The 13,623-nt window shown below is 39.4% G+C and carries 10 protein-coding genes; 3 read left to right on the plus strand and 7 right to left on the minus strand.

Annotated elements, in window-relative coordinates; all coding sequences use genetic code 11:
- Positions 1-245: 245 nt before the first annotated feature.
- The gene (locus tag GQR56_RS20035; protein WP_166114920.1) at positions 246-773 is read right to left on the minus strand and encodes a sugar O-acetyltransferase; all 528 of its coding nucleotides are present in this window, start codon (positions 771-773) and stop codon (positions 246-248) included.
- A 159-nt stretch (positions 774-932) separates the two neighbouring features.
- Between GQR56_RS20035 and GQR56_RS20040 the strand changes: the two genes are divergently transcribed.
- Positions 933-1,697 (plus strand): DeoR family transcriptional regulator, encoded by a 765-nt coding sequence (locus GQR56_RS20040; protein WP_166114922.1) that lies wholly within the window; start codon positions 933-935, stop codon positions 1,695-1,697.
- Positions 1,698-1,735: 38 nt separating this feature from the next.
- Positions 1,736-3,556, plus strand: a complete 1,821-nt coding sequence (gene glmS / locus GQR56_RS20045) for a glutamine--fructose-6-phosphate transaminase (isomerizing) (protein ID WP_166114923.1) — start codon at positions 1,736-1,738, stop codon at positions 3,554-3,556.
- Positions 3,557-3,614: 58 nt separating this feature from the next.
- Here the strand turns inward: glmS and GQR56_RS20050 are convergent, their stop codons facing one another.
- Entirely contained in the window at positions 3,615-3,884 is a 270-nt protein-coding gene (locus GQR56_RS20050) for a hypothetical protein (RefSeq protein ID WP_166114926.1), read from the minus strand.
- Positions 3,885-4,595: 711 nt separating this feature from the next.
- Here GQR56_RS20050 and GQR56_RS20060 point away from each other — a divergent pair.
- A complete protein-coding gene (locus tag GQR56_RS20060; RefSeq protein ID WP_166114929.1) occupies positions 4,596-5,903 on the plus strand; it encodes a DEAD/DEAH box helicase in 1,308 nt (435 codons plus the stop codon).
- Positions 5,904-6,127: 224 nt separating this feature from the next.
- Here the strand turns inward: GQR56_RS20060 and GQR56_RS20065 are convergent, their stop codons facing one another.
- From GQR56_RS20065 to GQR56_RS20085, 5 genes are all read right to left on the minus strand, one after another.
- The gene (locus GQR56_RS20065; protein WP_166114931.1) at positions 6,128-8,275 is read right to left on the minus strand and encodes an HlyD family efflux transporter periplasmic adaptor subunit; all 2,148 of its coding nucleotides are present in this window, start codon (positions 8,273-8,275) and stop codon (positions 6,128-6,130) included.
- Positions 8,272-9,648 carry an HlyD family efflux transporter periplasmic adaptor subunit gene (locus GQR56_RS20070; RefSeq protein ID WP_166114934.1) on the minus strand — a complete coding sequence of 459 codons (1,377 nt, stop codon included), beginning with the start codon at positions 9,646-9,648 and terminating at the stop codon, positions 8,272-8,274. The genes GQR56_RS20065 and GQR56_RS20070 overlap by 4 nt, the downstream gene beginning before the upstream one ends.
- Position 9,649: 1 nt before the next feature.
- Positions 9,650-10,366: an HlyD family efflux transporter periplasmic adaptor subunit gene (locus GQR56_RS20075; protein WP_166114937.1), complete on the minus strand. Its 717-nt coding sequence runs from the start codon at positions 10,364-10,366 to the stop codon at positions 9,650-9,652.
- Positions 10,367-10,442: 76 nt separating this feature from the next.
- Entirely contained in the window at positions 10,443-11,945 is a 1,503-nt protein-coding gene (locus tag GQR56_RS20080; protein ID WP_166114939.1) for a TolC family protein, read from the minus strand.
- 43 nt (positions 11,946-11,988) lie between these two features.
- A partial coding sequence (locus GQR56_RS20085) for a cadherin-like domain-containing protein (protein ID WP_206018231.1) occupies positions 11,989-13,623 on the minus strand: 1,635 nt, incomplete at its 5' end.

The following is a 13,623-nucleotide window of genomic DNA, read 5'->3' on the forward strand; positions in this document are numbered from 1 at the left end:
AGTAGGACATTACCAGGCTTCAAATTGTAGAAAGCCCGAATCTAACGATTCGGGCTTTTTTACGTCTGCAGAAAAGTGAAATCTGGGGGAATAATGTACAACTCGCACCTGTACTTACACCAATATCTTTCATTTCACTCAAGTGTTTACTGCTAAAGAAATACACACCCTTGTAAAGTACGTTTATATAGCTACTATTATTAGAGTTCAAAAACACATAAAGTTAGAAGCTAAATAAACTCCCTTTAAATATCGCGAATTTTTGTGGCAGGATTACCCGCTACGACAGTATTATCCATTACATTTTTTGTAACCAGAGCACCTGCAGCAATAATACTGTTTTCTCCAATACTTACACCCGCTAAAATAATTGCACCAGCACCAATCCACACGTTATTGCTTATTGCGATAGGTGCTGCAAAATTTTCTTTATTAAGCCTTTCAGTAGGATTAACTGCGTGTGATACCGCTAAAAGCTGAACGTTTGGACCTATTAAGCAGTCATCACCAATCATGATTGAGTAATTGGCTAATGGCGAGTCGAGTAGTGTGCAATTAATATTTATAAAAGTACGATCACCAATAACTATTTGATTGCCATAATCGCAATGAAAACCTGATTCTATAATTACACCATCACCTGACTTTAAAAATAACTCCTTGATACGTTTTAAGTTGCCTTTACTTGGGCTCTTATTAAATAAACGGCAGGTTTCACCTGCTTGCTTTCGCTGTGCTAAGTATTCTTTACTGATGCTATTAAATGACTGCATTGTATTTATCTTTATAACTTAATTGGTTATAGCTTACCGTACTTTTAGTTTTATTATTATTAGAATAAAACTGTGTTATTTTTGCTCGTTCACTTGCCATTTAGGTTGTTTCGTTTAAAATTGCATAACTTTCGAAACGAAACTTAATTCGCAATCTTTATGACAAAACGAAATACACAGCAGCGTCGCCACAATATACTGGTTCAGGTTAATGAATTAGGTGAAGTCGCCGTTGAAAAGTTAGCAGAACAGTTTCAAACATCTGAAGTAACCATTCGTAAAGATTTAACCTCGCTTGAAAAAAGTGGCTTATTACTTCGCCGCTATGGCGGTGCTATTGCACTACCTAAAGAAATTGTTAGCGATGAAATAGATTCAAAGCGTAAAGTAGCTATCGCAAAAGCTGCCGCAACGCTTATAAAAGATCATAACCGCATTATTATTGATAGCGGACGTACTACCGCTGCTATGATCCCTGAACTTGCTAATAAGCGCGGTCTAGTTGTTATGACAAATGCAATTAAAGTAGCTAGCCGATTGTTAGCGCTAGAGAACGAGCCGACACTTTTGATGACCGGTGGAACATGGGATCCACATTCTGAATCATTTCAGGGGCAAGTAGCCGAAAACGTATTATGCTCTTACGATTTTGATCAGTTATTTATTGGCGCTGATGGTATAGATGTAAAGCGCGGAACAACGACCTTTAATGAGTTAGTTGGTTTAAGCCAAGTAATGGCAAAAGCGGCACGAGAAGTAATAGTAATGGTTGAATCAGATAAGATTGGCCGAAAAATACCTAATTTAGAATTACCGTGGAAAATAGTAACCACATTAATAACCGACAATGGCTTAGCTGACGATAAACGCAAAGCAATTGAGGCGTGTGGTGTAAAACTAATTTGTGCTGAATTTATTGAATAGCCACAAAGTGGCGAATATAAAAAATTAATGGAGACTTTATGTGTGGAATAGTTGGGGCAGTTGCAGAACGTCCAGTAAACAAAATATTAATTGAAGGGCTTAAGCGTCTTGAATACCGTGGTTACGACTCAGCTGGCGTAGCGTTGCTTGATGGAAATACACTTAACACTGTAAAAGCGGTAGGTAAAGTAGTTAACGTTGAGGCAGCTCTAGAAAAAGCAGGCGTTAGCGGACATACAGGCATTGCACATACACGATGGGCAACACATGGTAGCGTTACAGAAGCGAATGCACATCCACATGTTTCAAATAATCAATTAGCACTTGTACATAATGGCATAATTGAAAACCACGCTACGTTACGTGCGGCTTTAAAGGCTGATGGATACGAGTTTTTATCGCAAACTGATACTGAAGTAATGGTGCATTTAATTCACCAGCTTCGTAAGCAACACACAACATTACTTGCATCAGTACAAGCTGCTGTTAAACAGTTTGAAGGCGCTTTTGGTACCGTTGTATTTGATAAAGATAATGATAACGAAATTATAGTTGCACGCTCAGGTAGCCCGCTTGTTATTGGTTTGGGTCTTGGTGAAAACTTTATAGCGTCTGATCAGTTAGCATTATTACCTGTTACTCGCAGCTTCATATTTTTAGAAGAAGGCGACGTAGCGCGTATTACACGTGACACAGTAGAAATTTTTGATGCAGACGGTAATGCAGTTGAGCGTGAAGTGATTGAATCAAACATTACGCAAGATGCATCAGGCAAAGGCGATTACCGCCACTACATGCTAAAAGAAATTTATGAGCAGCCACTTGCTGTACGTAATACGCTTGAAGGGCGTTTAAACGACGACCGTGTAGCAATTGATGCATTTGGCGACAGTGCACAGCAAATATTTAAAGATGTAAAACACGTGCAAATTATTGCCTGTGGTACGTCTTACCATTCAGGTATGGTTGCACGTTACTGGCTGGAGCAATTTGCAGGTGTTAGCTGTAACGTAGAAATTGCGTCAGAGTTTAGGTACCGTCAATCGTTTGTGCATGAAAAAAGCTTACTTGTTACTATTTCACAATCTGGTGAAACAGCCGACACTCTTGCTGCTCTTCGTTTAGCTAAAGAGCAAGGTTACATGGCATCAATGACCATTTGTAATGTGCCTGGTTCATCGCTTGTACGCGAATCAGATCTTGCTTTTATGACTAAAGCCGGCGCTGAAATTGGTGTTGCATCGACTAAAGCGTTTACTACGCAATTAGTTGGTTTGTTAATGCTTACGGCGTCTATAGCACAAGAAAAAGGGCTTGATCAAAGTGCGATTGTAAATGCAATTAAAGTACTTCCGGCTAAGTTAGAAGAAACATTATTATTAGCTGATGACATTGCAGATCTTGCGGAAGAGTTTGCCGATAAACAGCATTCATTATTTTTAGGTCGTGGTTCGCAATATCCAATTGCAATGGAAGGCGCGCTTAAACTTAAAGAAATTTCGTACATTCATGCAGAAGCCTACGCCGCCGGTGAGCTTAAGCATGGTCCACTTGCGCTTATTGATGCCGACATGCCAATTATTGTTGTTGCACCTAATAACGAATTGCTAGAAAAACTTAAATCAAACGTAGAAGAAGTACGCGCTCGCGGCGGTATTATTTACGTATTTGCAGATAAAAATTCACACTTTGAGTCAGACGACACAATGCGTGTAATCAACGTAAATCACACTGACGATATTATTGCGCCAATTGTTTACACATTGCCATTACAGTTACTGTCGTACTACGTAGCGGTAATTAAAGGTACTGACGTTGACCAACCTCGTAACTTAGCTAAATCGGTTACTGTTGAGTAAAATCAATAGGTTGGTAATTACCCCTGTTAAAGATAAAAAGGCGCCCAATGCGCCTTTTTTAATGTGTGCGATTACTTAAATCATAAGCAAAGTAGCCATAAACGGATAGGATCATCATAATTATGAAAGAATAATGCATTGCGCGAGCTAAAATTAAATCGATAGGTCTGGCGTATCGTAAAATGGCTTCGTCATTAACAACCGTCGCCTTCGCTGGCTTTTGCCGCCTTATTACTTTGCCATACATGCTCACTCTTATACCTAGCCCTTTATCCCAAAGTGGCTCGTGTATCCCTTCCTCACGCATTTTCTTTTCAATATACTTCATTGAGATACGAGTGAAGCACAAGGTTGAAATGAGAAAAGCAATTATAAATGGTCCAGTTAATATCCAGTAAAAGGTTTCAGGTATAATATACATAGTTTAAATCCAATTTATATCAGAGCTGAGGTCATAAATTAGACCATAAAGCTCCTTTCCAGCAGCATTAGATTCAACATTTTGTCATAAAATATCTAGACTTGTTAGTTTTCTTATTCTATCTACATATGCTGAGATTTCTGTGTCGAATAGAGCAGCAATAGCGAAAGTATTTTTATTGCTAAAGTTATTTACTATATTGCTAAGGTTATTATAAATAACTAGGTCGATTATAATATCTAGTTTATGTCAGTTGTTTTTTCTTATTTATATCCCTTTTTAAACAATGAATTAGGTTTTTTCTTCTATTTTTTATGCCGTATTATTTTTAAACTGTGGCTGATTTGAGCATACTAAAACAAATATTACTTAGAAGAATCAGCTATAACTGCAATTGACTGTATTTATCAAAAAATAAAGCGTTCTCGCCGCTATGTGTTTGAACGTAAAGATTTCGACATTATTGGATAGTATTTGCCATAAACCGACTCGTAACTCGTAGTTCAAAGCTAGCCGTCGTTACCTATAAAAACATTAAAATCACTAACCCCTACTTAATATGCGTTAAATACGCTAAAATTGCAGGCTACATTTTTTAGCAATGAGCCCGTAATATTCATGACCTCAGCAACAAGCCATAGCACATTTACCGAACTTGGCCTTATTCCAGAGCTATTAGCTCGTTTAACCGATTTGGAATATACCCAGCCTACGCCAATTCAAGCTAAGGCTATACCTTGTGTGCTTGCCGGCAGTGATTTAATTGCAGGGGCAAATACTGGCTCAGGTAAAACAGCAACGTTTGCGCTGCCAATGCTACAAAAAATGTTTGTTGAACAAGGTAGTAAAAGCACAGCGAGCAAAGGCAATTTTGTAACGGGGCTTATTTTAGTACCTACTCGTGAGCTTGCTACGCAAGTAGCCGATAGCGTTAAATCGTATTCTGCTAACTTTAATGGCGCAATTAAAACGGTTGCTGTGTTTGGTGGTGTATCGGTTAACACACAAATGCAGGCTCTTCGTGGTGGCGCCGATATTATTGTAGCAACGCCTGGACGTTTGCTCGATTTAATCTCAAGTAACGCGATTAAGCTTGATAAACTAAATACGCTTGTACTTGATGAAGCCGACCGCATGCTAAGCCTTGGCTTTACCGAAGAGCTTGCTGAGCTATTAGCGTTAATGCCTGCTAAAAAACAAACTATGTTGTTTTCAGCTACTTTTCCAGAGCAAGTTAAGCTATTAACACAAGATCTCTTAAACGACCCTGTTGAAATACAAGTTCAAAGCAAAGACGAAAGTACGTTAGTACAGCGTGTGTTTACCGTAAATAAAGGTGAAAAAACGACTGTTTTAGCGCATTTAATTAAAACACATAACTGGCGCCAAGCACTGATTTTTGTAAACGCGAAAAAAGACTGTGAGCACTTAGCCAGCAAACTTGAAAAACGCGGTGTTAACGCACAAGTATTCCATGGTGATAAAGGTCAAAGTGAGCGTACTCGCGTAATAGAAAAATTTAAAGCGGGTGAGATTGAAGTACTTATCGCAACCGATATTGCCGCACGTGGTTTAGATATTGAAAAACTGCCAGTGGTAATAAACTTTAACCTACCACGCAGCCCTTCTGATTATATGCACCGTATTGGCCGAAGTGGTCGTGCGGGCGAAGTAGGCTTAGCATTATCATTAATTGATTATGAAGATTTTCATCACTTTAAAATTATCGAGAAGAAGAATAAGCTACGCCTTGAACGTGAGGAAGTAGCTGGCTTTGCCGTTAACCAAGCTAATCTTGATGCTGCACAGGCGCTTAAAAATGAAAAGCCAATGGCAAAACCAGAAGGCACCGGTAAGAAAAAGAACAAAAACAAAGCCGATGATATAGATGATGTATGGAGTGGCTGGAGAGGTCGCTCAAAGTAAAATATTTATTGTTATAATAACGACTATGGATATTTGATGATTTAATAAAAAAGACGCATTTGCGTCTTTTTTATTGTTCAGCAACACTGCTCACAATAGATGAACTGAGCATAATAATTATCGTGATAGCCAGTTTATAAAATCTTATAGGTCGTAAGCTCTTTTTAGGTAATATTGTATAGAATAGCTACTACAGCTTGAATAAGTTATAGGTCACAATTTTTCTATAAACCAATTTCACTAGAAAGCACTCGAGCCACTTGCTGGAATATACGATAAGCTAAGTTTGTAGATTCAGCTTCTACTTCTACAGATCCAATAATAGTACGTGCTGTATGGTTATCTACAGATAAAGGTTCAGTAGGATCTAACCGTAATAAGTAAACAGGTTCACGTGAACGTAATACACCTTGTTTATCTGCATCTACTGCAATATCCCCACTATTTACTGAGGTTAAAGCGCGTAAATCAATGCGATCAGCAGCCAATGGAGCTATAGAACTTAAGGATAATATTATTGCAGGTGAAGTAGGATTATCAGCGATAAAGCGCGCTTTATTACCAAGTGTTAATCGAGTCTGGTCAATAGCAGAAACATAACCACGAACATCTGCATGGGACGAAGAGACAATGCGGGTAAGTTCTGCTCCAGAACCTAACCATTGTTTAGGGTGTAAATTTGGGCGTAAATCGCGAATTTTACCGGTAAACGCAGCTTTTATTCGCAAACGCTCTTTTCGCTCAATAAATCGTAGATATTTTTCTTGCTCACTGATTAATTGTTGTTCTAAAACCGGTAGTTGTGATCTATCCATTTTATCGCTAACAGCTCTACTTATTTGAGCAGTTAACAGATTAATATGTAATTGGCTTCGTATTAAAGCTATTTCTAATTCTGGTGATTTAAGTATAAAAAGTGTATCCCCAGCTGTAACTGTAGCTCCATCATAAATTAGCACTTTATCTATTATAGCTGCCTCTGGAGCAACAATTAAGTGATCACCACCATAACTATAAACAGCAGGTACAGTGACATGATTATCAATTGGTAATGTGATGAGTAGTAATAGGCTAATAAATCCTAAAATTGTTCGGCGACTTTGCCAGTTATTTGTAATTTCGCTACGCATAGCCCACCATTGCTTTATTTCGTTCCATATTGGTAACCCTATAAAGAAAATTATTTCTACAGCAAAAAGAATGATACCGAGCGCTTTAAAGAAAAAATAGTAAACAGCAAGTGCAATACCAGTAAATAAAAAAATACGATAAATCCAAGTGCCAAAAGCAAAGGCTGTTCGCCAATTTGCACCAAATTTACTAACTGCTTCAGGCATTGGTCTGCCTAGACCAAAAAGCCATTCACGTAACTGCCATTTCCCAAAAGCGAATGAGCGTTCTTGTAAGTTTGGAACACCGACGGCATCTGATAAAAAATAATATCCATCAAAACGCATAAAAGGGTTTAAATTAATGAACATACTGAGTAGCCAACCGGTTGTTGCTAGAATAAAAGCGGTGCTGCGTAAAGCTCCTTCAGGTAGTAGTGCCCAAGCAAAGCCCGCCAAGCCGGCAACCATTAACTCCATACGAATTCCTGCACTATCAACTTCTAATCGCTGTCGTCTAGAGCGTAATCGCCATACTCCAGTGGTATCAGTATAGAGCATAGGAAATAGTAGCATTACAGCAATTCCCATAGTTGAAACTCTGGCTCCATAACGTACTGCTGTATAGGCATGACCGCATTCGTGAAGTATTTTTACTAAAATCAAAGCGATTCCATATAAGAAAAAGCCTTGAACATTAAAAAAATCAGGAAAAGTTGCAAGAAATTGATCCCAATTACGTGCAATTAAAAATAATCCTATGGTGGTTAGCATAGCCCAAATAAGAATTGCTTTTGAGGACCAGATGAAAGCTACTTTTGGCAGTGTTTTTCTAAGAAATTGGTCTGGGTGAACTAACGGTATACGTGTGAAAAGATAATTTCTTAAAATCCATTGCAGCGGTGTTTGATGACGGGCATCGGCTTGCTCCACAAAGTTTTCTACTATGTTTCCGGGTAAACTTTCTACTAGAGAGTTTGCAAGTAGAAACTTCGTAAATTCTTCTAGCTCATTAGGAAGTAAATCTTGCTGTCTGAGCTTTAGTGTTTCAATAAGTTTAGCTAACTCTCCTAAATGCCATAGTGATAATATTTCAAACTCTCGCTGCCCTATTTCAAAAAAAGCGTGATGTATAGGATCGAATATGGTCCAGCTCGGGGCACCTCCTATAAGCGCTGCTCCACGGCTTATTTGTAACTCTTGACGTAATTTAGGAAGTTGTACATTCTTTACTCCGCCATCTATCGTTGCCGCTATGGTCATAGGCCAATGCCTTGACGCATTGCTGCTATTGGACGTCGTAATATTCTATAAATTAGTGGTACTCGATCGCCGTATACACGAGCAGAGCCGTGAGCACCTATTCGAATATTATTATCTTCGCCAGTTGGTGTAGCGGCTAGAAGAAATGCCTCACGACCGTCAGGTAGTCTACTTGAATGATAAGAACTACGTGCTACTTTTGCTGAAACAGCATTAAGTGGTGCATTATCAAGATAGACGGTTACCTCTGCTTCAGGATTAATTTCAATTAGATCTCGAAGTGGTAATTCAATAATAAACTCCACTTTTTTTGGGTCTGCAATTTCTACAATATGTTCGCCAACAGATACTGGGCGACCTTCCCAATCTCGGCGATCGCTATAGACTGCTATACCATCTTGAGGTGCACGTAACTGTGCTCGTTCTAGTATTCCTTGAGCATAAGCTGCCTCAGCTTCAGCAAGGTGAAATTCTGACTTAATTATTGCAATATCTCGAGCTGCATCTTGGTCGGTAAAAGCTGCATTTGTTGCTCGTTCATAGCGAACTGCGGCTACTTTTAATTTTTCTGTTGCCATTGCGGCATCGTTTCGAAGTAAAATATCTTCCATGGTGACTATTAATTGCCCTTGTTTTACTTGGGCATTTGGCGGCACATGGATATGCTCAATCACTCCGTTAGTCGGGGCTGATAGGATAAAAGGTCTCTCAGCTATAACTCTAACCGGAGCGAGTACACTAAGTCTGACTGGTATTAACATGATGGCAATTAAACTAATTATGGCAACTCGTTTTTGAGTCTGTGTAAATCGAGGTTTCCGACGATCTTTCCAGCGTGGTGTAAATGCCATCCAAGCGTGTGAATAAGTGCTTGCTAGTCGTTCTGCGAGTAATCGTTCTGCTTGAGGCCATGCAAGTGTTCGTGTTAATAATATGCCGCCGAAACAAGAGCCATCGCGCTGTTTCATAGGCACCCAAAGCATATGAATAAAAGGGTACTCATTTGTTTCAGGATCTTGTTTATTTGCATAGGCTAGGGATTTAAATTCGTGTGTTTTCCCTAGATCAACATCTTGACTTAGACTAACGATTAAGCGCTCAATCCAACGAATTGCAGGTGTATTACGGTCAACAACTGCAACACTTGAAACCGTGTTAACTTTCATGTCATCAGTGTCACCTTGTCTTTTTAAAACAAATGCTTGATCAAAATTAAGTAAACTACGACTTTCGTTAGCTATGTGATATAGAAGCTCCATATCACTTGCTTGATCACGAATTTCAGCTTCAAACTGCAAAAGTCTTTGAGTTATTGCCGTTGTTGGCTGGGGGTTGTTACCCTTTGAATCTACGAGATGGATATGTGGTTCCATATTAGCGTTGCTCCGGGGGAATAAAACGTGCATCTCCACTCATCCCAGGAAGCGTATTTTCAGGGATTCCACGAAAATGACCAATCACCCTAATTGTTTTGCTGACAGGGTCTACAACGGCACCAAGTCGTACTATGTTTGCTTCATGTGTTTTTCCATTTTCGTCAATTTTAATGACAAATGGGGTACCGGGCTTTAGCCAAGAAAGCCAATTAGAAGGTACTATAAGTTTTAGTTCGAGGTTACTTTCTCGTTGTATCTTTATAATAGGTGTACCCGTAGTCGGGCTCTCGGCTATGCTAGCAAGTCGCTCAACAACCCTCCCAGCGTAAGGGGCTTTGATAATACAATCACTGATTGTAGCCTCTAATGCAGATGCTTCTGCTTGAGCGCTATTAAAATTAGCCTCAGATATGAGTACATCATTTTTACCAATAGCTCCATATTGATCAAGCTCTCGATTACTATTTAAAATAGTTTCAAGAGCATGTGCAGCAGCTTTCGCTGCTTTTACTTCAGCTTCATTGCGAGTGCAATCGAAACGTACTAATTCGACACCTTTTTCAAAGGCTTCACCGTCACTAAAAGGGATAGATTTTATCATACGTCCATTAATACTGGAGCTTATGACTGCCGTATCTCGGGCTGTAATTACCCCACGAACATGAACAGCTTTGGTCGTATTACTCCCAAAGCTTGTTCCTTGATCCTGTGGCATTTGCCCAATAGCTTCTCCTGCGTTCAATCCTGGAATTATTAGAATTGCCAAAAGCTTTAGGGTTAATTGCATCAGGTTATTTTTCACTTATAGTTGTTAAGCTTGATTGAGTAGTACGTGTTGCCCACAATGTTTCTAGTGAGGAGCTAAGTTGGGCTAAAGGTTCGCTACCTGTGATATTTGGTCCAAAATCATCGATACCAATTGCCGCGAAAAGATTCGCGTATGCATTTTGCATATCAGCAAAAGCAATATCATATTTCACCTCTGTTACAAGGCTATTCATTTCCTCGCGAATCAGGGTTTGCTGACTAATAGTATTCGCTCTGAAACCACTTCGTATTTGATCCATAATACGTTTTTGTATAGCGTTTTCTTGCTGTACAGTGCTAAATGTTTTTGAAAGATGATTATATCGAGCGTGTGCCACATGTACCTGTGTCATAATTGCCATAGTTAGTGCGAGGGCCCGAGTATCGAGCAAAGTATCTTGAGCTTCGATGGCTGTTTTATGTGCTGGGTAGCGGAATAAATTCATTACGTTCCAGCTTGCTTGAGCTCCCCAATTTACCCAATCATTATTATATAAAAAATCGTTAGAATTGGAGTTAACCCCTAAAAACATTCGAAAACTTGGGAATGTAGAAAGTAATGCTGCATCTAGTTCATGGGAGTTAATACGTAAACGGTATCCTACTTCACGTAACTCAGAGCGATTTTCAAGTGCTGCAGAAACCATTTCTTCTACTCTAAATGGTTGCTTTAATGGAGATGCGGTTCTATCTGGCAGCAGTAGAGTAAATTTGTCGTTAGGAGATAAGTTCATGAGCGCAGCAAGTTGTCGCTTAGCTATCATGAGCTCACGCTGTAGTCTTTGAATTTCTCTTTTTATACCAATAAGTTCTCGTTGATAAGTAAGTGCCTTTAATGGTGCTGTCGCACGACTTATTTCTAAAGATCGAGAACCAGCAAGATTATCTTCTACGTTGCGCTCAAGTCCATTCAGCTTATTAATCATTCTCTCTGCGCTCACCGCACGCCAAAACGCAGTACGAACATCTTCAATAATCCGGTTGGCTACCTTACGACGATTTTCTAGAGCTATGAGTGCTTGATCAGCTTTTTGTTGACTACGAACATAAGACAAACCAAAATCAAGGACGTCCCAACTTAGGGACAAGTCCGATTGGAGTGTATTCTTTTCACTTGAGGTTGAAGGCTCAAGTGATTCAGTATTAGTTAGTAAAGAGCGACTCGATGCACCTGCATATGTATCTCTACCTGTATAACCGCCTGTAGCAACCAGTTGAGGTAACATGTCGTAACGAGACAGGTCTACTTCTCTCAATCGAAGTGCTTCTTCCATTAATTCAACCTTGTAATCAAGGTTATATTTAAGTGCACGCGCCATCGCATCATATAGATTTATCGGAGCTAATACAGGCTCTTGGTTTAGTGTAACCCTCGATAAACGATCTTTGGCTTGTTGTGATAATTGCGTTGTATCGAATGGCTCTGGTACTACCGTACAGCCACCCAGTGACAAAATAAATACAGCTGGTATAAAAGGGATTCTCATTTATTGTTACTCCTGGCTACATAAATATTTACTTAAAAATTCATTATTGAAACTTTGTTGTATCAAGAGCTTGTATCAAGGCTGTTACTTCTACCGTGTTACTATATGCTTCTTGTGCAATTCTGTTATCGAAGGTGTCCGTACTGGCTTTATCTGATGTATCAATTTTTGTCACGCTGCCGGAAATAAAATCGACTTCAATCGGATAAGTAATACTTGATCCATTAATGTCTTCAGCATGAATTTTGAGTTGTATTACGTCCGTTTTTACAGGGGGTTCTATTAATACCAGACCTTTACTATCTACTGATATCCAGTCTGAAAGAGCACGACCATCAACTCGAGTAATATTGTATTTAACATCTGATGATTCACTTTCTATCAATCGAGTGTGTAAACTCATGATGATCGCACTATCGCGTACAATTGTTTCGACGGTAAGTTCATTGTTATACAAAATATCATCTCCCCCTATTGATAAAATTAGAGAAAAAGTATTTATCTCATTTGTATCAAAAGGTTCGTAATCAACACCAAAAATACCTGTTAGATGTTGGTTAAATATACTGAATTGATCCAAAGCCCTCATTGCATCAAGAATCGGATGATTCATATTAAGATGACTACTCATGCTATTAAGATTTTGCATATCGTTTATCGCAGTAAGAATCGGGGCACTTACATTTAGGTTGGCAGATGAATGCAAGTCTCTAACGTCGAAGATTGTTTGTAAAACTACGCCTGGTGCTGAAATAAGTCGTTCATCGCGGTCTTTGTTATCCGACCCAGTGTTACTTATATCGGAAGTATTAGATGAATTATATTGCTGCCCAATTTGAACAATACTGTTGATGTCGACACCTGCAGGCATGGCTGTTACTGTCAGATTTATTGTCGCTGTACTTATCTCTCCATTAATATCCGATACAGTATAATCAAGGCTAATTGTGCCATTGAACCCCTGTGGAGGTGTAATGGTTAAAGTTCTATCTTGATTGAGCTCAATAATAGTCCCATCGGATAATGTAATCGGTAAACCTATTACAATTTCTTGTCCTGCTATTGTTTTAATAGAAAGGGACTCGTCATCAATATCGGTATCGTTGCCTAATACATCAATATTTATAGGGGTACCTTCAATAGTAGTTATTGAGTCATTAATTGCAATTGGTGCATCGTTAACTGGGCTAACATCATTGAAACTCAGTATTGCCGTATCAGTGCCGCCATTATTATCCGTAATTGTGTAGGTTGCGCTAGGCACTGGGCCGTTATAATCAGCGGCAGGGGTAAACGTAAAGGTGCCGTCAGCATTAATGATAAGCTCACCAACACCTGCAATGGTTGCTGTATCACCCGCAGTGTAAACGGTTGCACTGCCATCAATTACGAATTGAGAGACAGTGAGGTTATCTCCATCAGCATCGGTATCGTTGATTAATACATTACCATTCACTGGTGTGTCTTCTGTCACCGTGAAAGGACCGTCATTGGCAGCAATTGGTGTATCGTTAACTGGGCTAACATCATTGAAGCTTAGTGTTGCCGTGTTCGTGCTGCCATTTGCATCGATTGCCGTGTAAGTTGCGCTTGGCACTGGACCGTTATAATCCGCGGCAGGGGTAAACGTAAAGGTCCCGTCAGCATTAATAATAAGCTCGCCAACGCCCGTAATAGT

It is taken from the genome of Pseudoalteromonas sp. Z9A5, assembly GCF_011378875.1.
GTDB lineage: Bacteria > Pseudomonadota > Gammaproteobacteria > Enterobacterales > Alteromonadaceae > Pseudoalteromonas.